Raw genomic sequence first — 18,501 nt, forward strand, 5'->3', positions numbered from 1 at the left:
CTGTAAGTTAACGTTGTAAACATTCTTTTTATTACTATATCGAGATAATCGTCCCTGTCATCTGTTTTTAAAGAAATAAAAATATGGCGGTAGACTAAAAAAAGTTCCATCATAAATATGATGATTAATACTATGTCTATGATTCTTAAAAGAATGATTTGTACCATAATAATTTCAAGAATGTAAAAAATAACGGCGTAACCCAGCAAAGGATGGTGATTTTTAAGATAATAAAGGGCAAAAAGTTTATCTGCGGCTGATTTTATATTGAAAGTGCTTAAAATATAAATTCTAAATCCTATTATGAGGGTTATTATTATTTCGGCTATCAGTTTTAAATCCAAGACTATCCTTTAAAATATAATTTGTACATTGTAACAAAGAATATTAAAATATACCAGAAAAGTAATATTTTTTTATGGGTTTTCGTGTCTATTTTATGATAAGCCTTAATACCGAAATATGTTCCAATAAGACTTGCTAATCCTATTGTGAATCCCTCTGTATAATTTATATGTCCTGCTAAACTTTGGGATATAAATCCGGAAATGGATGAGAAAATTACAAAAAAAAGACTAAGACTTACGGTTGTTTTTAATTTATATTTTAAAAAACCGACTAAAATGGGAGTTATTAAAATAGCTCCCCCGACTCCCACGCTTATAGCTATCATTCCTACAAAAAGTCCGATAAAAAAAAGTTTTTTATTATCGATGGGAGGTTCTTCTTTTGGTTCTTTTACCGTAATAAAGAATCTTATAATGGCAATTAATACAAGGGTTAAAAAAACGGCTCCCAAAATTTCTTTTGGGGTGTTTTTTACGATAAATCCGCTGAAACTGGCTCCTATAGCTCCTCCTAAGGCCAAGGATAATCCGTTTTTTATTTTTAAAAGACCTTTTTTATAATTTAGATAACTTCCGTAAATGGAACTTAACATCATTTGCGTAACGCTTATGCCAATTGCTTCTTTAAGTCCAAATCCTATAAGGAGGAGCAGGGGTACAAGAATAGTGCCGCCTCCTACTCCTAAAAAACCTGAGAAAAAACCTGTAATTACTCCAATTAAAATAGCGCTTATCAATTTTTACCTTTTTTGATAAAATTATATCAAAGGAGAAAGCATGTTTGATATTTTGAAAAAAGCGTGTGAAAATTTTGCCGAATCGCTTGGGGGCGAGTTAAAAGAGTGTAACGAGCAGGATATTCATGGATTGGTGAGTAAAATAGAAATAAGCGGCGATGTAAATTATGAAGTTTTTTTGGTTTTACCTAAAAAAAAGCTTGATATGGTAAGTGAAATATTTTTTGGAGATACCGAATATGATGAAAAGGATTTGACAAACGAAATTACGAACCTTATTATAGGAAATTCTAAGGTAGTTGCCGAAGAAAGAAATATAAAATACAACATATCGGTTCCTGAGTTTTTAGGAGATTATGATAAATTGAAAATAGAATATGATGAAATGTTGTGTTTTAAATTTAACGGTATTAATTTTTATATCCTTCTTAAGGAAAAGTAGTGGAAGATAAAAAAATAGATGAAGAAATAGAACAGCTAATTCCCGATTATTCCAATCTTCTTGATACGGAAGTGTTGTTTGAAAGCGATTTAGGAAGAGTGGAGATGAGTATAAGGGAAATTTTAAATCTTCAAAGAGGCAGCATTATAGATTTAAAAAAACCGGCCGGAGAGAGTGCGGAAGTTTATATTAACGGAAGAATAATAGGAAAAGGCGAAGTTATGGTTTATGAAAAAAATCTGGCAATCAGGCTTAATGAAGTGCTTGATGCCAATTCACTTATTTATTATCTTACAAAAGAGCATTAATGAAAAAATTGATTATTTTATTATCAATATCTTTTCTTTTTGCCGGTAACTTAATTAATGTTAATTTTTTTCCACATAAAAGGTTTGTGGATATTTTGCTCTCTTTAGATGAAAAATTTACGGGAAAAGTTCAAAAAACAGCGGATAATGAATTTTATATATCAGGTATATCCAATAATAAAACCATTACTAAAACATTTGAAAATTTTTTTATAAGAAAAATAACAATTTCTCCTTATAAAGAAGGAGTTAAAATTTTAATATCCGCTTCTGAGAAATTTGCCACTTCCGTAGCCCTTACGCCCGAAGGATACGGTATTCGTTTTAGGATAGAAAAAATAAAAGCTCAACATAACGAAGTTAAAGACCTTATGGCTCAAAATCCGGCTGGAGGGATAGATTATACGGCTTATATGGTTTCTGTTGCAATTTTAATAATTCTTGCTATAATCCTTTGGATTATGAGAAAAAAAATGCCAAAACTTCCGGTAAAAAAAGAAGAGATGAAAAAACTGAATATGGGTATGCTCGTTCAAAAACCGTTAGACCCTAAAAATAAGGTTGTATTGTTTGAATTTAACGGAAGAAAATATTTGATTTTGGTGGGCAACAGTAATATTTTGCTTGATGTTTTTGACGAAAATATGGTGCATATTAGTCCCGGAAAATTTGAAAACGGCTCTAAAGAGTTTGACGAATTTTTGAAACTTCAAAATAAAATGGATGAAATTAAAAAATATATTAAAAACGCAGAAGAATTAAAGGAGTTTGATGAAAGAATTTGACGTAATAGTTGTAGGCGGAGGACATGCCGGAATAGAAGCGGCAAACGCCGCTGCGAAAATGGGTAAAAAGACCTTACTTTTAACGATGCTTGTAGAACAAATCGGGGCTGCTAGTTGTAACCCGGCTATCGGGGGGCTTGCTAAGGGGCATCTTGTAAAAGAAATAGATGCTCTTGGCGGTCTTATGGCGCTTGCTACCGATAATGCCGGAATTCAGTTTAGGGTACTTAATGAAAACAGAGGTCCGGCCGTTAGGGGAAGCAGGGCTCAGATAGATATGGACAGATACAGAATCTGGATGAGGACACAGATTTTAAATACTCCGAATTTGACCGTAGCTCAGGAAATCGTTGATGAAATTTTGGTAAAAAACGGAAAAGTTTACGGAGTTAAGACAAACCTTTTAAACGAATATAAAACAAAAGCCCTTATATTGACTACCGGGACTTTTATGAGAGGTCTTATGCATTTTGGACCCGTAAAACTTGAAGGCGGGAGATTTCACGAACTTCCTGCTAAAAAAATAAGTAAATCCCTTGAAGATTTGGGATTTAAGCTTGAGAGACTAAAAACGGGAACAACTGCTAGAATTGACGCAAGGACTATTGATTTTTCAAAAATGGAAATTCAACCGGGTGATGAAAATCCTAAACCTTTTAGTTTCCGAACGGATAAAAGCAAATTCAATCCAAAACAGCTTCCGTGTTATATAACTTATACAAACGAAACGACTCATGATATTATTAAAAGCAATTTCCACAGAGCTCCTCTGTTTACGGGTCAGATTGAGGGAATAGGTCCAAGGTATTGTCCAAGTATTGAAGATAAACTGAATAAATTCCCTGATAAAGAAAGACATCATGTTTTTGTAGAGCCTCAAACAATTGAAGCGACCGAATATTATTTAAACGGGCTTTCAACATCTCTTCCGATGGATGTTCAGGAAGATTTTATTCATTCAATTCCGGGGCTTGAAAACGCTAAAATCGTCAGATTCGGGTATGCGATAGAGTATGACTTTATTCAGCCGACAAATTTAAAACACTCGCTTGAAACAAAACAGATTGAAGGTCTCTTTTTTGCCGGACAGATAAACGGAACCACCGGATATGAAGAAGCAGCGGCTCAGGGTATTATGGCCGGAATAAACGCGGCACTTAAAATAGAAGGAAAAGAGCCTTTAATTTTAAGAAGAGATGAAGCGTATATAGGAGTATTGATTGATGATTTGGTAACAAAAGGGACAAATGAACCTTACAGAATGTTTACAAGCAGAAGCGAGTACAGACTTCTTTTAAGAGAAGACAACGCGATACTTAGACTCGGACCAAAAGGCTATGAACTTGGACTTCTTGATGAGGAAACATATAAAAGAATTCAAAAACTTCAAAACGAAATAGAAAAAGGTATGAAATACCTAAATGAAACGTTTGTGACGCCTAATAAAGAAATAAACGCTAAACTTCAGGAAATGGGTGAAGAAAAAATTCAAAGCAAAATGGAACTTAGAAAAATAGTGGGTCGTCATACGTTTGATAAAGAAAAACTGTTAAAACTGGTTCCTGAGCTTAAAGATTTAAGCGATGAAGCTCTTGAACAGTTACTTATTGAGAGCAGGTATCATCACTATATCGAAAAACAAAAATCTCAAATAGATAAAATGAAAGAGATGTTAAGCGTAAAAATTCCAGAAGATTTTGAATACAAAGGAATTCCGGGACTTAGCCGTGAAGTTGTTGAAAAACTTGAAAAAGTAAGACCTAAAACTCTGTTTCAGGCAAGTGAAATCAGCGGGGTGACCCCTGCGGCTATTGATATTATTCATATGTATATAAAAATGAGAGAGAAAAAGTCTTAATTTGGGAACTGACTAAATACGCTCAACAAGAGAGCAAATTTTTAAACATATCCTAAAAGCTAAAAAGTGCAAACCGTTACACTTTAGGTGCACTTTTTTAACGCTTTTATTACATTAAAATTTACAATTGTTTTACTTTATTTAGTCAGTGCCTTAATTTGTTATAATAGTCCAAAAAGGAAATTAATGATTAAGTATTGTTATGTTTATACCGGAGATAGAAATAAAGAAGATAGATTAAAAAGAATAGACGCTGCTATTGAAGCTGTAAAAAAATTAAATGAAGAAGTGATTTTTGCTGTAAACGATTTACAAAGCATCGCTTATATAAAAGAAAAGGGTTATAAAGCGCTTAATATTGACGCGCTTGAAGATTTGTTTAATTTAATGTCACCTGATGAGGGGGTGCTTTTATGCACTCCGGAAGATACGACATATGTAAAAGCCAGCTTTAGAGACGTAAAGGAGATATGTAATGAATGAAGAAAATAAAAACGAAAAAAAACCTTTTAATTTCTGGCTGTTTATGGGAGGGATTTTTATAGGACTTTTAATACTTACTTCTATTATACTTGGGATACCTTATCTTTTAATGAAGTAATATCAAAATAAAATCTGCTTCCTTTTCCTTTTTTGCTTTCTATGTGAAGAGTGGTCCCGTGAAGTTTTAAAATATGTTCCACTATCGTTAATCCTAATCCCAATGAATTATCCCAGTCGTTTTTCGCCACTCTGTAAAATTTTTCTTTAATCATTTCAATGTCTTTTTCTTCTATTCCCTGGCCTTTATCGATAACTTCAACTATGCTGCCGATTTTTACGGTAATTTCTTTTTTTGAATATTTCAAAGCGTTTGAGATGAGATTTTGTAATATTATTTCAAAGAGATTTTTATCTGCGTAAATTAATATTTTTTCAGCTTTTAAAACAATTCTTTCCTCATCTATGCTTTCAATTAGATTTTTTGCGCATTCATCAACTCTGAAGACGCTAAATTTTGGTTTGAGTTTTTTATTTTCAAGTTTGGTTATTAAATAGAGTCTATCAAGCAGTTCTGATAACCGTTTTGTGTTTTTTTGAATTTTTTTTAAGAATTTCATTTTGGTTTTTTCGTCTAAATTTGTATGAATTATAGTTTCGATATATCCGTTGATAATAGAAATAGGGTTTTTGAATTCATGAGATATAGCTGAAATTACTTCGTCTTTAAAGGAGTTTGTTATTTTTAATTTTTTATTCTCTTTTTTTAATCTTTTATTTTCTTTTCTTAAATCTTCAAGCTCTTTTAATTCTTCTTTAAATAAAAAATTTTTAAGCATTTTTTTCATTTTAACCTATATCCTATTCCTCTTATCGATTCAAGCAGATTTGTTTTATGATTTAATCTGCTGATAGCAACATTTACGCTTTTTTCGCTTATTTCCAAAATATCGGCTATTTGACTTTTTGGAATAATATTGTTTGGATTTTCAAAAAAAACTTTTAGAAGTGTAAATTCGTTATTGGTTAGAGGTATTTCTATACCCTCAATTGTCAAGGTATGGTTGTTTATATCGAGCTTTGCGTTTTTATAAGTGATGATATCATGGAATTTTCTGTTTCTTTTTAATACGGCTTTTACTCTGGCAATCAGTTCTTTTATGTTAAAAGGCTTTGTAATATAATCATCGCAGCCTGCTTCAAAGCCCTCTAAAATATTTTCTTCGCTGTTTTTTGCCGTTAAAAAAATTACCGGTATTTCATAGCCTTTTTCTCTTATTTCTTTTACGAGTCTGCTTCCTTCCATAAACGGAAGATTTCTATCTACTATAAGTAAATCGGGTGATTCTTCTTCTAAAAAGTCTTTTATTTTTTTAGGGGTTAAAAACCCCACCACGTCGTATCCCTCTTTTTGCAGATTAAATTCAAGAAGTTCTAGTAAATCTTCTTCGTCTTCGATTATGGCTATTAACATAATTCTCCTTTATTTAAATATCGATACCTTCTTTGGCAAAGAGCATATATTTTGCTATGGTTTTTACGCTGTCACTGATTCTTTCAAGTTTTTTTGCGATATTTAACGTTTTTAAAATCATATCTATATTTTCTTCTTCTTTCATTTGAAGTACGAGTTCTTTATATATTTCATCGGCGATTTTTTCGTAACTTATAATTGTAGAGTAGGCGTCTTCAATATTATCGCTTTTGATTGAAAGTTTCAAAGTGGTAATAGAGCTTAATGCGTTTTGATAAAGGGCGTCTATTTTTTCATTTTCGAAATTATATTTTTTTATAAACGCTTTTACCGATTTTTTAATTTTAGCTAAAAAAGATGTTATTTTCAGATATGCTACGGCGAGTCTTAAAAATTCTCCCTGAGGATGATAAAGAGCTAAAACCTTTATGATTTCATTGTCAAACTCTTTTAAGTCTATTAAAAAAAATTCATCCGTTAAATCTTTTTTTTGTAAAGATTCCTCAATCGCGCTTACATATAAATAAAACTTTTCGTTTAATTCGTTTAGTTTTTTTTCTATAAGCATTATTGTTCCTTTTTTCGTTAATTATATCATAGAGACTTTTTTAGGATTGTTATTGAATTGTTATTTTTCTTTTTTATAATTTTGCCAACAAAACAAAAAGGAGAGATATGAAAAAAATAATAGCCTCAATTGCGATGGCAGCGGTCAGTTCTTTTGCCTGGAGTATTAACGGAACCGGTGCGTCTTTTCCGTATCCCGTTTATAAACAGTGGATAAAAGGGTATTATCAGGAAACAAATAATAAAGTAAATTATACACCTACCGGAAGCGGAACGGGTATAAAAGAAGTGGCTTTAAGACATGTTGATTTTGGAGGAACCGATAAACCTTTAAGTCCAAGAACTCTTAAAAAAGCCAAACTTTACCAATTCCCTACAGTGGTAGGCGGTATTGTATTAAGTTACAACATTCCAGGAGTTAAAAATCTTAAACTAAGCGAAGCCGCTGTTGAGGGAATTGTTTTAGGGACTATAGAATATTGGGACAATCCGATTATCGTAAAATATAATCCGCATGAAAAACTTCCTCATAAAAAAATTATTTTCGTTCACAGAAGCGATAAATCGGGAACGACTTTTAACTTTACATATTATTTAAGCAAAATGAGCTCTCTTTGGAGAAAATATTACGGGGCTAAAAAACTTATTAACTGGCCTACTGACGAGCAGGGCAGGGGAATTGCCGGAAAAGGAAATTTCGGAGTTAGTGCCGCAATAAAAACAAATCTGTACTCGATAGGATATGTGGATTATGCGGATGCGCTAAAAAACAATCTAAAAATGGCTACGCTTCAGGCGGCAAACGGAGAGTTTGTAAAACCAAATCCTGAAAACTTTGCTAAAGGTGTGGCGTATGCCGGATTCAACCCTAAAAACGATTTTTATAAAATAATCGCTTATCCTAAAAAAGGGTATCCGATAATCGCCGCTACGTTTATTTTGGTACCTCAAGAAAAGAGTGAGAACGATAAAAAAGTTACAAGCTTTTTCAGTTATGCTTATGACCATGATGAAGTGGCTCAAAATCTCGGATATGTACCGCTTCCTAGCAGTGTAAAAGCTCAAATAAAAAAATATTGGCAGCAAAAAGGAATAGCCCCTTCAAATTAGGTCATAAAGGAAATAGATGGAGAATATTTTTAAAAGATTATCGGCTTTAAGTGCTACTACCATTCTTTTTTTGCTTACCGGTATTTTCGTTGTTTTGTTTTTATATGCCAAACCCGCGATTAAAGAATACGGAATTAAATTTTTAATCGACCCGAGGTGGGGAGTGAGTATTAATCCAAACAAACCTTCAAACAATCAAGACAAAGTACTGGAAAATCAAGACAATGAAAATATCGTAGTGGAAGAAGAAGATATCGGAGGAGATGTTCCGGTTGACCAAGAGGAAATTATACAAACTGATAAAGAGGATATAGCAATAAAAGATGAAGATGCTTTATCTCAAAATTCAAAAGTGATTTACGGAGGTCTTATTCCGATAGTGGGAACTGTTTTATCTACGGTAATCGCTATGGCTTTTGCCGTGCCTATTGCCATGGGAATAGCCGTATTTTTAAGCGAAATCGCACCTTTTTATATATCAAAACCTGTGGGAGTGGCTATTGAACTTTTGGCGGCAATTCCGAGTATAATTTACGGAATGTGGGGGCTTTTTTATTTCGGTCCCGTTGTTAGCAAGATTTTTGGAGGAGGCAGTGTCGGTCTTTTGGTAGCGGGGCTGGTGCTTGGGATTATGATTATTCCTTTTATGGCTTCTTTAAGCAGAGACAGTATGAATACCACTCCAAATGTTTTAAAAGAATCCGCATATGCGATGGGAGCTACGAAATTTGAGGTAATAAAAGACGTAATTTTTCCTTATGCGAAAAGCGGGATAATAGGAAGTATGATTTTGGCTTTAGGCAGAGCTCTTGGTGAGACTATGGCGGTTGCTTTTGTTATAGGAGGAGTGTTTAAATTACCTGAAAAAATTACCGACCCGAGTGTTTCCATACCGGTTGTTCTTGCCAATAATTTTGCCGAAAGCAGCGGTATGAGTTTAAGCGCTCTTTTTTATTTGGCGTTAATTTTATTCGTAATTTCATTTCTTGTTATAAGTTTTGCTAAATTTTATTTTTTAAGGGATAAAAAATGAGGCTTGTTATCAATAAAATAGTTTTATTTTTATCGACTCTTGCCGCTTTAATGGGATTAATATTTTTATTTTGGATTTTAATTACCCTTACGTTAAAAGGCATAAATGCTTTAAATATTCATATTTTTACGAATGATTTAGTTAATAACGGGCTTAGAAATCTATTAATCGGGCAGTTTATTTTGGCGTTTTTGGCGGTTATAATAGGTGTTCCTATAGGAATGATTGCAGGTATTTATCTTCAGGAATACTCTTTTGGAAATAAATACGCCGCGTTTATAAGAAATCTTTCAGACGTTATGATGTCGGCTCCTAGCATTGTTATCGGGACGTTTATTTATGCAATTGTGGTAATGCCGTTTGGCCATATGAGCGGTTGGGCAGGCGCTTTGGCTCTTGCCGTTATGATGATACCTGTTATTGTAAGAACTACGGATGATATGCTCGGACTCGTTCCAAGAGAACTTAGAGAAGCCGGAATTGCTATTGGGGCTCCTAAATATAAAGTTATTTTCGATATTATTTTAAAAGCGGCGAAAGTCGGAATTATGACCGGATTTTTATTGGCTTTTGCCAGAATAATAGGAGAGACGGCTCCTCTTTTATTTACAAGCGGAAACAATGAATATTTTACGCTTGATTTAAACAGGGAATTTCCGAGTTTAACGGTAGCCATTTATAATCTCTCTACAATGCCGGATAAAAATTTAGTGGATATTGCATGGGCTGGTGCTTTTTTACTAACACTGTTTGTTTTGGTGATAAATCTTTTGGGAAGATATATAGTTAAGGAGAAAAAAAGATGAATTTAGAAAAAGTTATGGATATAAAAAATTTCAGTTTTACATATGCAGGGGCTGAAAAGCCAAGTCTGAAAAAAATAAATTTGCCTGTATATGAAAAAAAGGTGACTGCTCTTATAGGTCCGAGCGGATGCGGTAAATCGACGCTTCTTAGAAGTTTAAACAGAATTCATGATTTATATCCCGGAAACAGGTATGAAGGGGAAATTCTTTTAAAAAATCAAAAAACAAAAGAGATGGAAAATATTCTTAATTATAAAAAAGAAAACGAACTTATAAACTTAAGACAAAGAGTAGGGATGATTTTTCAAAAACCCACCCCTTTTCCTATGAGTATTTATGACAATATAGCTTACGGTTTAAGGCTTCAGGGAAAAAAGGATAAAAAGGAACTTAATGAAAGAGTGGAAGCGGCTTTAAAAGGAGCGGCTCTTTGGGATGAGGTAAAAGAGAGATTAAAAGATGATGCAAGAGGGCTTAGCGGAGGTCAGCAGCAAAGGTTGTGTATAGCAAGGGCTATTGCGGTAGAACCTGAAGTTCTTTTGATGGATGAGCCCACAAGTGCTCTTGACCCTATTTCAACTGTTGCGATTGAAGAGTTGGTAACCAAGTTAAAAGATAAAGTCACTATCGTAATAGTTACGCATAATATGCAACAAGCAAGCCGTATAAGTGATTTTACCGCATATATGTATTTGGGAGAATTGATTGAGTTTGGAACGACCGAACAGATTTTCTTAAATCCTAAAAAGAAAAATACGGCGGATTATATTTCAGGAAAATTCGGATAATGCTTATCCCCATTTACATATTTATTTTCTTTTTGTAAAATTCTTTAAAAAAAAGAGGTGCTCATGGAACTTCAAACTATCTCCAAACTTGAAAAAAAAGCCAGAAAATCTGCCGGTATAGATTTGATGAGACTTGGAATAGGTCTTTTGTTTATCGCCGTTGTTATTTTATTTACTTATGCAAAAACCGGAAATGTTCCGAATAATCTGTTTTTGGTAATAGCGGCTGTTTTCGGTGCTTATATGGCTATGAACATAGGAGCAAACGATGTTGCTAACAATGTAGGACCTGCTGTTGGAAGTAAGGCGCTAAGTCTTACGGGTGCGATTATTATTGCGGCCGTTTTTGAAGCTGCGGGAGCTCTTATAGCGGGTGCCGATGTTACAAATACCATTAGAAAAGGGATTATTGACATAAATGCTTTTAACGGTGATGTCAATATGTTTATATGGGCTATGATGTCCGCTCTTTTAGCCGCCGCTCTTTGGTTGAATTTGGCTACCGCCTTTAAAGCCCCCGTATCCACTACTCACTCAATAGTAGGGGGTGTTATGGGAGCTGGTATCGCTGCTGCGGGGTTTGCTATAGTAAACTGGGCAACGATGGGTAAAATAGCCGCTTCTTGGGTTATTTCTCCCGTTCTTGGAGGAATAATAGCCGCGGCTTTTCTTTATTCAATAAAAAAGACGATTATTTTTAAAGAAGATAAAGTAAGTGCGGCAAGAAAGTGGGTGCCTGTTTATGTCGCTATTATGACATGGGCTTTTGTTACATATCTTACTATGAAAGGTTTAAAAAACGTTTGGGTGGATATCACTAATGTTTTAAGTTTTCTTCCTCACACGAAAAAACCCACATTCGGAGTAGCTTCGATTTTCGCTTTAATTTTAGCGGTAATCGTATATTTCTATATGGTTGCTAAACTTAAAAAAGAAGAAATAAAAAACGATAGAGAAGGAATAAATAAATATTTTACGGTGCCTTTGGTTTTTGCCGCAGCTCTTTTGAGTTTTGCTCACGGGGCAAATGACGTGGCAAATGCAGTAGGACCTCTTGCGGCAATTGCCGATGCCGTTATGAACGGCGGAATTTCTCCAAAATCTTCCATTCCTTTTTGGGTAATGGCAATAGGGGCTGTCGGAATTTCCATAGGTCTGGCTTTATACGGACCTAAACTTATCAAAACGGTGGGAAATGAAATTACAAAAATAGATCCTATTAGAGGCTTTTGTGTGGCGCTTGCGGCGGCTATTACGGTTATTATAGCTTCCCAGCTGGGTCTTCCTGTCAGTTCTACACATATTGCTATAGGCGCTATATTTGGAGTTGGATTTTTAAGAGAATGGCTTCATTTGGTTGAACAAAAAGAAGATGAAATTGAAAAAGAACTAAAAGAAATAGAAAAAAAACTAAAAACATATGAGCTTGAACTTAAAGAATTGCAGGAAAAAGCTGATAAAAGTAAAGATGATTACAAAAGAATTGTAGAGCTTATAGAAATTATTGAAGATTTGGAAAAAGCTTTAAAAAGATACAAAAAAATCCTTAAAAAAGAGGAAAAAGTAAAATATGTTAAAAGAGACCTTTTCAAAAAAATAATTGCGGCATGGATTATAACAGTGCCTGTAGCGGCATTGCTTGCGGCTATGATATTTTTCATGATTAAGGGTATGATGTTATGAATATAGTTTTTATGGGAAGTCCCGATTACGCCGTAAAAATTTTGGATGCTCTGGCTAAAAAGCATAACATTACTGCCGTTTATACTCAGCCCGATAAACCGGTGGGAAGAAAAAAAATATTGACCCCAACTCCGGTTAAAAGATATGCTCTTGAAAAAGGTTTTGAAGTTTTTACTCCAGGCAGTTTAAAAAATGAAAATCTTAAAAGATTTAATCCAGATTTTATAGTGGTTGCGGCATATGGACTTTTACTTCCTAGAAATGTTTTAAATACGGCCCCATGCATAAATCTTCATGCTTCGCTTCTTCCTAAATACAGAGGTGCTAGTCCTATTCAAAGCGCTATTTTAAACGGTGACAAATATACAGGTGTTACTTCAATGCTTATGGATGAGGGGCTTGATACGGGAGATATTTTGTGTTGGGATTATACGGAGGTAGGCAGAAAAACAAGTATAGATTTGTTTAATGAGCTGGCTGATATAGCCGCAAAACAGATAATTTATACAATTGATAATTTTTCAAATATAAAACCTCTAAAACAGAGCGATATTTTTGCAACTTACTCTCCTAAAATAAAAAAGCAAGACGGATTTGTGGATTTTAACAGTGCTGAATTAATTGACAGGAAATACAGGGCTTTTCAGCCATGGCCTGGAATTTTTACCCAAAATTTTAAAATAAACGAAATGGAATTAATTGATACCGATTCTAAAAACAATGCAGGCGAGATTATTGAAATAGACGGTGAGGGGGTGATTGTAGGCTGTAAAGAAGGCAGGATTAAGCTTATTAAAGTTCAAGTGCCGGGTAAAAAAGAAGTCTTTGCCGTTGATTATGTAAACGGAAAGAGATTAAAAACGGGGCAAAATATTTTAGAATGAATATAATATATTTTGAAGAGATAGATTCTACTCAAAAATACCTTTTAAAAAATTTAGATAAATATAAGCTTCCTGTGTGTGTCTGGAGCGATTACCAAGTTGACGGCATAGGAAGCAGGGGGAATAAGTGGATAGGAAAAAAAGGAAATCTGTTTTTTTCCTTTGCTTATCCTTTAAATTTTTTTGAAAATGTACCTCTTCAGAGTTTTTCAATCTATTTTGGATGGATTTTTAAAAAAACGTTAAACGATTTTGGAAGTTGTGCGGTATTAAAATGGCCAAATGATATTTATTTAATAAGTAAAAAACCTCTTAAAATAGGGGGAGTTATTACGAACCTGAAAAAAGAGGTTATTGTATGCGGTATAGGTTTAAACACTAAATTTTCTCCTTCTGAGGAATTCGGATGCTTGGATATTGAAATAAAAAATGATAAAATTTTGCAAAACTTTTTTATAAGATTGGAACAAAAGCCAAAATTTGACAAAGTGATTGAAGAATATAAAAAAGAGTTTGAAAAAACAAAAAAAATATTCGGCATCGACGGTGAGCTTGATAAAGACGGCGCTTTGATGAAAAACGGAAAAAAGGTGTATTCAAGAAGATGATAGAAGTAATTTCAGTGGCTAATCAAAAAGGTGGGGTCGGTAAAACAACCACCGCGGTTAATCTTGCCGCAAGTTTGGCAATAGCGGATAAAAAAATATTGTTGATTGATGCCGATCCTCAGGCGAATGCAACATCGTCTCTTGGATTTTATAAGAACGATTATGAATATAATCTCTATCATGTGCTTATAGGCAGTAAAAATATTAATGAAGTTGTATTAAATACTACATTGCCGACTCTTGATTTAATTCCTTCTAATATAGGTCTTGTAGGGATTGAAAGAGAGTTTGAAGATTTTGAAGATAAAGAAATGATATTAAAAAAAAGAATTAAAGACTTAAATACCGATTATGATTACATAATAATAGACACTCCTCCTACCTTAGGTCTTATTACCATAAACGCCCTTAATGCAAGCGATAGTGTTATAATTCCTACTCAAACAGAATTTTTTGCTCTTGAAGGTTTAGCCCAGCTTATGAAAACCATAAAACTTTTACAGCACACCACAAATCCTAAATTGAAGATAAAAGGTCTTTTGCCTACTATGTATTCGAAAAAAAATAATCTCTCAAAACAGGTATTAGCCGATTTGGTAAGGCATTTTAGAGATATGCTTTTTATAAACGAGCAGGGCAATATTCTTATTATCCCAAGAAACGTAAGGCTTGCAGAAGCCCCGAGTTTCGGCAAACCCATTATTTTATACGATATAAAAAGCAGCGGGGCTATAGCTTATGAAATGCTTGCTAAAAAAATATTGGAGAGTAACGAATGAAAAGACTTGGCCGTGGTTTAGGAGCTATTTTAGAAGATGCAGAAGCGGGATATTTAAAAGGCCTTCCTAAAAGCGGTGTTAACGAAATCGAAATAGAAAAAATAGTTCCAAACCCTTATCAGCCTAGACGTGAGTTTGATGAAAAATCTATTGAAGAACTTGCGAGTTCAATAAGAAAACATGGACTTTTACAACCGGTACTGGTTATTAAAAAAGATGAGGAAAATTATATTTTAGTAGCCGGAGAGAGGAGATTAAGGGCTACTAAAAAACTTGGAAAAGATAAAATAAAAGCAATTGTCGTTGATTATACGCTTGATGATTTAAGAGAATACGCTTTAATAGAAAATATTCAAAGAGAAGATTTAAATCCGATAGAAATAGCTTTAAGTCTTCATGAGTTAATAAAAAAACACGGTTATACTCATGACGAACTTGCTAAGAATCTGGGTAAAAGTAGAAGTTATGTTACAAATATGCTCAGAATTTTAAATCTTCCCGAAAAAATAATAGATAAAATAAAAAAACAGGAAATTTCTTTTGGGCATGCAAAAATATTAGTTTCTTTGCCTGAGGATAAAATAGAAAAAGTAGTAGAAAAAATAGAAAAAGAAAATTTAAACGTAAGAGAAACTGAAAAATTTATAAAAACTTTAAAAGAACCTAAAGAAGAAAAAATAAATGAAGAGATTGTAGAAATAAGCAGCTTTTTAAAAAAGATGGGGTTAAAAACTGAAATAGGAAAAGACTATATAAAAATAAAGTTTAAAAAAGAAACAGATTTAGAAAAATTGAAAAAACTTTTGGACAATACAAATTAAATTTATGTTAAAATTTCACAAAAAGGAGATTTGATGTTAGACTTAAATATTGGCGTTATGCTGATAGAAGCCGGTATCTTTTTAATCACTATGGTGCTTTTAAAGATGTGGCTTTTTGATCCGTTGGTTAAGTTTATGGATGAAAGAGAAGCAAAGTTGAAAACAGAACTTGAAATGATTTCGAAAAACACTGAAGAAACAAAAGAAATTGAAGAAGAAATTCAGACTATTTTAAAACTTGCAAGAGACGATGCAAGAAAAATAGTTGAAGAGGCTAAAATGAAAGCAAGTGAAGAAGCCGAAAGAATTAAAGCTCTTAAAGCAAGAGAGATAGAAGAGGCAAAAGAGTCTTTAAAACTTGAACTTCAAAAAGAAAAAGAAAAAATATTAAATGAACTCTTAAAAGATAAAGAGGATATTAAATCACTTATTGAAAACAAAATAAGGAAGGCGGCATGAAAAAACTTCTTTTAGTATTAAGCGGTGTAGCTTTATTTGCTAACGAAGCTGCAAATGGTGGTACCGATATTATTCCAAGAACGATAAACTTTTTAATTTTTGTTGCATTGCTGTGGTATCTTGTAGGAGATAAGATAAAAAGATTTTTTGCCGAAAGAAGAGAAAGTATTGCGAGAAAATTTCAGGAAATTGAAGAGAAATTAAAAGAGTCAAAAGCAAAGAAAGAGGCTTTAAAAGCTGAACTTGAAGAAGCTAAAAAACTTGCGGAAGAAATTATAAAAACCGCAAAAAAAGAAGCAGAACTTGTTGAAAGTAAAATAAAAGCTCAAGTAGAAGAAGAAATAACATTACTTCAAAAACATTTTGAAGAGTTTAAAGAATCTGAAATTAGAAAAACAAAACAAGAGGCTGTTAAAGAGTTTATGGAAGAGATTCTTAAAGATATCCATATTACAAGCGAAGATGCAGCAAAACTTATATTAAAGGCGGCATAATGATAGTTGAAAAGTATACAAAAGCTTTATTAGCGGCATTAAGCGAGGATGAAATTGTAGAAGTTTACGAAGCTGTTGCAAGACTTGCATTGGTGGCTAAAAATCCTAAATTTATCTTGATTGTTAAATCTCCTCTTTTAACGTTAGAAGAAAAAGTAAAAATTTTACAAGAAATAGGAGAAAGCAATAATCCAAAATTTGTAAATTTTATTAAAATTTTACTTGAAAATAAAAGAGTAGACCTCTTAAAAGAGATTCATCAAAGTGTGTATGAAAAAGTATCTAAACTCTTTAACACTTATGCAGGTTTGGTTGAAGGTAAAGTTAGCGAAGATACTTTAAAAGCGATTGAAGAAAAACTTTCAAAAGAGTTTAATGCAACAATTAAATTACAGTTGAAAGATGTAGATTTAAACGGTATTAAAGTATTTGTTGATGTGTTAAATGTTGAGGTTTCTATTTTAGAAGATAGAATCAAACAAGATTTATTGAGTCAAATATTAAAAGCAATCTAAACGAAAGGAGTTTAAGTGGTACAGGAAATCACGCAAATTATAAAAGAGAGAATTGAAAACTACGAACTGAAAGTAGATGTTGAAGAAGTCGGAAAAGTTATTTATTCTGCTGACGGTATAGCTAAAGTTTACGGTCTTACAAATGCAATGGCTGGTGAAATGGTTGAGTTTGAAACTGGTGAAAAAGGTTTGGTATTTAACCTTGAAGCAGATAACGTTGGGGTGGTTGTACTTGGTAAAGGTACTGAAATCGTTGAAGGGAGCAGTGTAAAAAGACTTGGAAAACTGATTTCTGTTCCTGTTGGAGAAGGGTTGATAGGAAGGGTTGTAAACGCTCTTGGTGAACCGATTGACGGTAAAGGTGAAATAGAAGCTGCTGAATACAGATATGTGGAAGAAAAAGCGCCTGGAATTATGGCTAGAAAATCTGTTCATGAGCCTCTTCAAACAGGTATTAAAGCTATTGACGCACTTGTTCCTATCGGAAGAGGGCAAAGAGAACTTATTATCGGTGATAGACAAACAGGTAAAACTACCGTTGCTATAGATACTATTCTAAATCAAAAAGGTGAAGATGTTATTTGTATTTATGTGGCTATTGGACAAAAACAATCTACTGTTGCCAATATAGTAAGAATTCTTGAAGAGCATGGAGCAATGGAATATACTATTGTTGTAAATGCAAGCGCTTCTGAAGCTGCATCTTTAAAATTCCTTGCGCCTTATGCAGGTGTTACAATGGGTGAATATTTCAGGGATAACGGAAGACATGCTTTAATTATTTATGATGATTTAAGTAAACATGCAGATGCGTACAGAGAAATGTCATTGCTTCTTAGAAGACCTCCGGGAAGAGAAGCGTATCCGGGAGACGTATTCTATTTGCATAGTAGATTACTTGAAAGAGCAGCTAAACTTAATGATGAACTCGGTGCAGGAAGTTTAACGGCTTTACCGATTATCGAAACAAAAGGTGGAGACGTTGCGGCTTATATTCCAACAAACGTAATTTCTATTACCGACGGTCAGATTTTCCTTGAAACTAATCTATTTAACAAAGGTATAAGACCAGCAATTAACGTAGGTCTATCTGTTTCAAGGGTTGGTGGTGCCGCTCAAATTAAAGCTATGAAGCAAGTTGCGGGTACTTTAAGACTTGAACTTGCCCAATATAGAGAACTTGAAGCATTTGCTCAATTTGCGAGCGACTTAGACGAAGCTAGTAGAAAACAGCTTGAAAGAGGACAAAGACTTGTTGAGATTTTAAAACAGCCTGCTCATCAACCGCTTCCTGTTGAAAAACAGGTTGTAATTATTTATGCCGGTACAAGAGGATATTTAGATGATATTCCTGTAAAAGCAGTTAGAAAATTCGAAGATGAGCTTTATCCGTTTATTGAAACTAAGTATCCTCAAATTTTCGAAAATATCAGAACTAAGAAAAAACTTGACGAGGAAACTGAAGAGCTACTTAAAAAAGCGTTAGAAGAATTCAAGGCTCAGTTCAATCCAGAAGGATAATT

24 protein-coding genes are annotated in these 18,501 nt (G+C 33.5%); 19 read left to right on the forward strand and 5 right to left on the reverse strand.

Features of this window, described 5'->3' with window-relative positions; all coding sequences use genetic code 11:
* A partial coding sequence (locus ACXJH6_RS05960; protein WP_456470845.1) for an excinuclease ABC subunit A occupies positions 1-344 on the reverse strand: 344 nt, incomplete at its 3' end.
* Between the two features lie 2 nt (positions 345-346).
* Positions 347-1,084 carry a sulfite exporter TauE/SafE family protein gene (locus ACXJH6_RS05965; RefSeq protein WP_456470846.1) on the reverse strand — a complete coding sequence of 246 codons (738 nt, stop codon included), beginning with the start codon at positions 1,082-1,084 and terminating at the stop codon, positions 347-349.
* A 40-nt stretch (positions 1,085-1,124) separates the two neighbouring features.
* Between ACXJH6_RS05965 and ACXJH6_RS05970 the strand changes: the two genes are divergently transcribed.
* The 6 genes from ACXJH6_RS05970 (at position 1,125) to ACXJH6_RS05995 (ending at position 5,078) form a co-directional block, all read left to right on the forward strand.
* Positions 1,125-1,526, forward strand: a complete 402-nt coding sequence (locus tag ACXJH6_RS05970) for a hypothetical protein (protein ID WP_456470847.1) — start codon at positions 1,125-1,127, stop codon at positions 1,524-1,526.
* Complete coding sequence (gene fliN / locus ACXJH6_RS05975) at positions 1,526-1,834, forward strand: flagellar motor switch protein FliN (protein ID WP_456470848.1); 309 nt, start codon at positions 1,526-1,528, stop codon at positions 1,832-1,834. Before ACXJH6_RS05970 ends, fliN begins: the two co-directional genes overlap by 1 nt.
* On the forward strand, positions 1,834-2,619 hold the full coding sequence (locus tag ACXJH6_RS05980; RefSeq protein WP_456470849.1) for a hypothetical protein: 786 nt from the start codon (positions 1,834-1,836) through the stop codon (positions 2,617-2,619). The genes fliN and ACXJH6_RS05980 overlap by 1 nt, the downstream gene beginning before the upstream one ends.
* Positions 2,606-4,477, forward strand: coding sequence for a tRNA uridine-5-carboxymethylaminomethyl(34) synthesis enzyme MnmG (gene mnmG, locus ACXJH6_RS05985; protein ID WP_456470850.1), 1,872 nt, complete (start codon positions 2,606-2,608; stop codon positions 4,475-4,477). The genes ACXJH6_RS05980 and mnmG overlap by 14 nt, the downstream gene beginning before the upstream one ends.
* A 186-nt stretch (positions 4,478-4,663) precedes the next feature.
* On the forward strand, positions 4,664-4,960 hold the full coding sequence (locus ACXJH6_RS05990; RefSeq protein ID WP_456470851.1) for a hypothetical protein: 297 nt from the start codon (positions 4,664-4,666) through the stop codon (positions 4,958-4,960).
* Positions 4,953-5,078 carry a tRNA uridine 5-carboxymethylaminomethyl modification protein gene (locus ACXJH6_RS05995; RefSeq protein WP_456470852.1) on the forward strand — a complete coding sequence of 42 codons (126 nt, stop codon included), beginning with the start codon at positions 4,953-4,955 and terminating at the stop codon, positions 5,076-5,078. Before ACXJH6_RS05990 ends, ACXJH6_RS05995 begins: the two co-directional genes overlap by 8 nt.
* Here the strand turns inward: ACXJH6_RS05995 and ACXJH6_RS06000 are convergent.
* From ACXJH6_RS06000 to ACXJH6_RS06010, 3 genes are read right to left on the reverse strand one after another with little or no spacing between them, the layout of a single operon-like run.
* A complete protein-coding gene (locus ACXJH6_RS06000) occupies positions 5,044-5,805 on the reverse strand; it encodes a sensor histidine kinase (protein WP_456470853.1) in 762 nt (253 codons plus the stop codon). The genes ACXJH6_RS05995 and ACXJH6_RS06000 overlap by 35 nt on opposite strands.
* Positions 5,802-6,431, reverse strand: a complete 630-nt coding sequence (locus tag ACXJH6_RS06005; protein ID WP_456470854.1) for a response regulator transcription factor — start codon at positions 6,429-6,431, stop codon at positions 5,802-5,804. Before ACXJH6_RS06005 ends, ACXJH6_RS06000 begins: the two co-directional genes overlap by 4 nt.
* A 13-nt stretch (positions 6,432-6,444) precedes the next feature.
* Positions 6,445-6,999 carry a PhoU domain-containing protein gene (locus ACXJH6_RS06010; protein ID WP_456470855.1) on the reverse strand — a complete coding sequence of 185 codons (555 nt, stop codon included), beginning with the start codon at positions 6,997-6,999 and terminating at the stop codon, positions 6,445-6,447.
* Positions 7,000-7,106: 107 nt separating this feature from the next.
* Here ACXJH6_RS06010 and pstS point away from each other — a divergent pair, with 107 nt between their 5' ends.
* From pstS to atpA, 13 genes are all read left to right on the forward strand, one after another.
* On the forward strand, positions 7,107-8,108 hold the full coding sequence (gene pstS / locus ACXJH6_RS06015) for a phosphate ABC transporter substrate-binding protein PstS (protein ID WP_456470856.1): 1,002 nt from the start codon (positions 7,107-7,109) through the stop codon (positions 8,106-8,108).
* A gap of 16 nt (positions 8,109-8,124) precedes the next feature.
* Positions 8,125-9,141, forward strand: a complete 1,017-nt coding sequence (gene pstC, locus ACXJH6_RS06020) for a phosphate ABC transporter permease subunit PstC (protein WP_456470857.1) — start codon at positions 8,125-8,127, stop codon at positions 9,139-9,141.
* Complete coding sequence (pstA, locus tag ACXJH6_RS06025) at positions 9,138-9,947, forward strand: phosphate ABC transporter permease PstA (protein ID WP_456470858.1); 810 nt, start codon at positions 9,138-9,140, stop codon at positions 9,945-9,947. Before pstC ends, pstA begins: the two co-directional genes overlap by 4 nt.
* Positions 9,944-10,735 carry a phosphate ABC transporter ATP-binding protein PstB gene (gene pstB, locus ACXJH6_RS06030; protein WP_456470859.1) on the forward strand — a complete coding sequence of 264 codons (792 nt, stop codon included), beginning with the start codon at positions 9,944-9,946 and terminating at the stop codon, positions 10,733-10,735. The genes pstA and pstB overlap by 4 nt, the downstream gene beginning before the upstream one ends.
* Positions 10,736-10,798: 63 nt before the next feature.
* Entirely contained in the window at positions 10,799-12,418 is a 1,620-nt protein-coding gene (locus ACXJH6_RS06035) for an inorganic phosphate transporter (RefSeq protein ID WP_456470860.1), read from the forward strand.
* Entirely contained in the window at positions 12,415-13,302 is an 888-nt protein-coding gene (gene fmt, locus ACXJH6_RS06040) for a methionyl-tRNA formyltransferase (RefSeq protein ID WP_456470861.1), read from the forward strand. Before ACXJH6_RS06035 ends, fmt begins: the two co-directional genes overlap by 4 nt.
* The gene (locus ACXJH6_RS06045) at positions 13,299-13,910 is read left to right on the forward strand and encodes a biotin--[acetyl-CoA-carboxylase] ligase (protein ID WP_456470862.1); all 612 of its coding nucleotides are present in this window, start codon (positions 13,299-13,301) and stop codon (positions 13,908-13,910) included. Before fmt ends, ACXJH6_RS06045 begins: the two co-directional genes overlap by 4 nt.
* Positions 13,907-14,689, forward strand: coding sequence for a ParA family protein (locus ACXJH6_RS06050; protein WP_456470863.1), 783 nt, complete (start codon positions 13,907-13,909; stop codon positions 14,687-14,689). Before ACXJH6_RS06045 ends, ACXJH6_RS06050 begins: the two co-directional genes overlap by 4 nt.
* Complete coding sequence (locus tag ACXJH6_RS06055) at positions 14,686-15,510, forward strand: ParB/RepB/Spo0J family partition protein (RefSeq protein ID WP_456470864.1); 825 nt, start codon at positions 14,686-14,688, stop codon at positions 15,508-15,510. The genes ACXJH6_RS06050 and ACXJH6_RS06055 overlap by 4 nt, the downstream gene beginning before the upstream one ends.
* 33 nt (positions 15,511-15,543) lie before the next feature.
* The gene (locus ACXJH6_RS06060; protein ID WP_456470865.1) at positions 15,544-15,969 is read left to right on the forward strand and encodes a F0F1 ATP synthase subunit B family protein; all 426 of its coding nucleotides are present in this window, start codon (positions 15,544-15,546) and stop codon (positions 15,967-15,969) included.
* Complete coding sequence (locus ACXJH6_RS06065; RefSeq protein WP_456470866.1) at positions 15,966-16,463, forward strand: F0F1 ATP synthase subunit B; 498 nt, start codon at positions 15,966-15,968, stop codon at positions 16,461-16,463. The genes ACXJH6_RS06060 and ACXJH6_RS06065 overlap by 4 nt, the downstream gene beginning before the upstream one ends.
* Positions 16,463-16,978, forward strand: coding sequence for a F0F1 ATP synthase subunit delta (locus ACXJH6_RS06070; RefSeq protein WP_456470867.1), 516 nt, complete (start codon positions 16,463-16,465; stop codon positions 16,976-16,978). The genes ACXJH6_RS06065 and ACXJH6_RS06070 overlap by 1 nt, the downstream gene beginning before the upstream one ends.
* Positions 16,979-16,993: 15 nt before the next feature.
* Positions 16,994-18,499, forward strand: a complete 1,506-nt coding sequence (atpA, locus tag ACXJH6_RS06075; RefSeq protein ID WP_456470868.1) for a F0F1 ATP synthase subunit alpha — start codon at positions 16,994-16,996, stop codon at positions 18,497-18,499.
* The last annotated feature ends 2 nt before the right edge of the window (positions 18,500-18,501 follow it).

It is taken from the genome of Caminibacter sp., from assembly GCF_053999135.1.

What these genes read in the sequence shown, in the direction of transcription:
- ACXJH6_RS06055 (WP_456470864.1), top strand. Translation starts at nt 14,686, where the DNA reads ATGAAAAGACTTGGCCGTGGTTTAGGAGCTATTTTAGAAGATGCAGAA.
- mnmG (WP_456470850.1), top strand. Translation starts at nt 2,606, where the DNA reads ATGAAAGAATTTGACGTAATAGTTGTAGGCGGAGGACATGCCGGAATA.
- ACXJH6_RS06060 (WP_456470865.1), top strand. Translation starts at nt 15,544, where the DNA reads ATGTTAGACTTAAATATTGGCGTTATGCTGATAGAAGCCGGTATCTTT.
- ACXJH6_RS05980 (WP_456470849.1), top strand. Translation starts at nt 1,834, where the DNA reads ATGAAAAAATTGATTATTTTATTATCAATATCTTTTCTTTTTGCCGGT.
- ACXJH6_RS05995 (WP_456470852.1), top strand. Translation starts at nt 4,953, where the DNA reads ATGAATGAAGAAAATAAAAACGAAAAAAAACCTTTTAATTTCTGGCTG.
- pstS (WP_456470856.1), top strand. Translation starts at nt 7,107, where the DNA reads ATGAAAAAAATAATAGCCTCAATTGCGATGGCAGCGGTCAGTTCTTTT.
- pstA (WP_456470858.1), top strand. Translation starts at nt 9,138, where the DNA reads ATGAGGCTTGTTATCAATAAAATAGTTTTATTTTTATCGACTCTTGCC.
- ACXJH6_RS06045 (WP_456470862.1), top strand. Translation starts at nt 13,299, where the DNA reads ATGAATATAATATATTTTGAAGAGATAGATTCTACTCAAAAATACCTT.
- fmt (WP_456470861.1), top strand. Translation starts at nt 12,415, where the DNA reads ATGAATATAGTTTTTATGGGAAGTCCCGATTACGCCGTAAAAATTTTG.
- ACXJH6_RS05970 (WP_456470847.1), top strand. Translation starts at nt 1,125, where the DNA reads ATGTTTGATATTTTGAAAAAAGCGTGTGAAAATTTTGCCGAATCGCTT.
- ACXJH6_RS06050 (WP_456470863.1), top strand. Translation starts at nt 13,907, where the DNA reads ATGATAGAAGTAATTTCAGTGGCTAATCAAAAAGGTGGGGTCGGTAAA.
- pstC (WP_456470857.1), top strand. Translation starts at nt 8,125, where the DNA reads ATGGAGAATATTTTTAAAAGATTATCGGCTTTAAGTGCTACTACCATT.
- ACXJH6_RS06065 (WP_456470866.1), top strand. Translation starts at nt 15,966, where the DNA reads ATGAAAAAACTTCTTTTAGTATTAAGCGGTGTAGCTTTATTTGCTAAC.
- ACXJH6_RS06035 (WP_456470860.1), top strand. Translation starts at nt 10,799, where the DNA reads ATGGAACTTCAAACTATCTCCAAACTTGAAAAAAAAGCCAGAAAATCT.
- ACXJH6_RS06005 (WP_456470854.1), bottom strand. Translation starts at nt 6,431, where the DNA reads ATGTTAATAGCCATAATCGAAGACGAAGAAGATTTACTAGAACTTCTT.
- ACXJH6_RS05990 (WP_456470851.1), top strand. Translation starts at nt 4,664, where the DNA reads ATGATTAAGTATTGTTATGTTTATACCGGAGATAGAAATAAAGAAGAT.
- ACXJH6_RS06010 (WP_456470855.1), bottom strand. Translation starts at nt 6,999, where the DNA reads ATGCTTATAGAAAAAAAACTAAACGAATTAAACGAAAAGTTTTATTTA.
- ACXJH6_RS06070 (WP_456470867.1), top strand. Translation starts at nt 16,463, where the DNA reads ATGATAGTTGAAAAGTATACAAAAGCTTTATTAGCGGCATTAAGCGAG.
- pstB (WP_456470859.1), top strand. Translation starts at nt 9,944, where the DNA reads ATGAATTTAGAAAAAGTTATGGATATAAAAAATTTCAGTTTTACATAT.
- ACXJH6_RS06000 (WP_456470853.1), bottom strand. Translation starts at nt 5,805, where the DNA reads ATGAAAAAAATGCTTAAAAATTTTTTATTTAAAGAAGAATTAAAAGAG.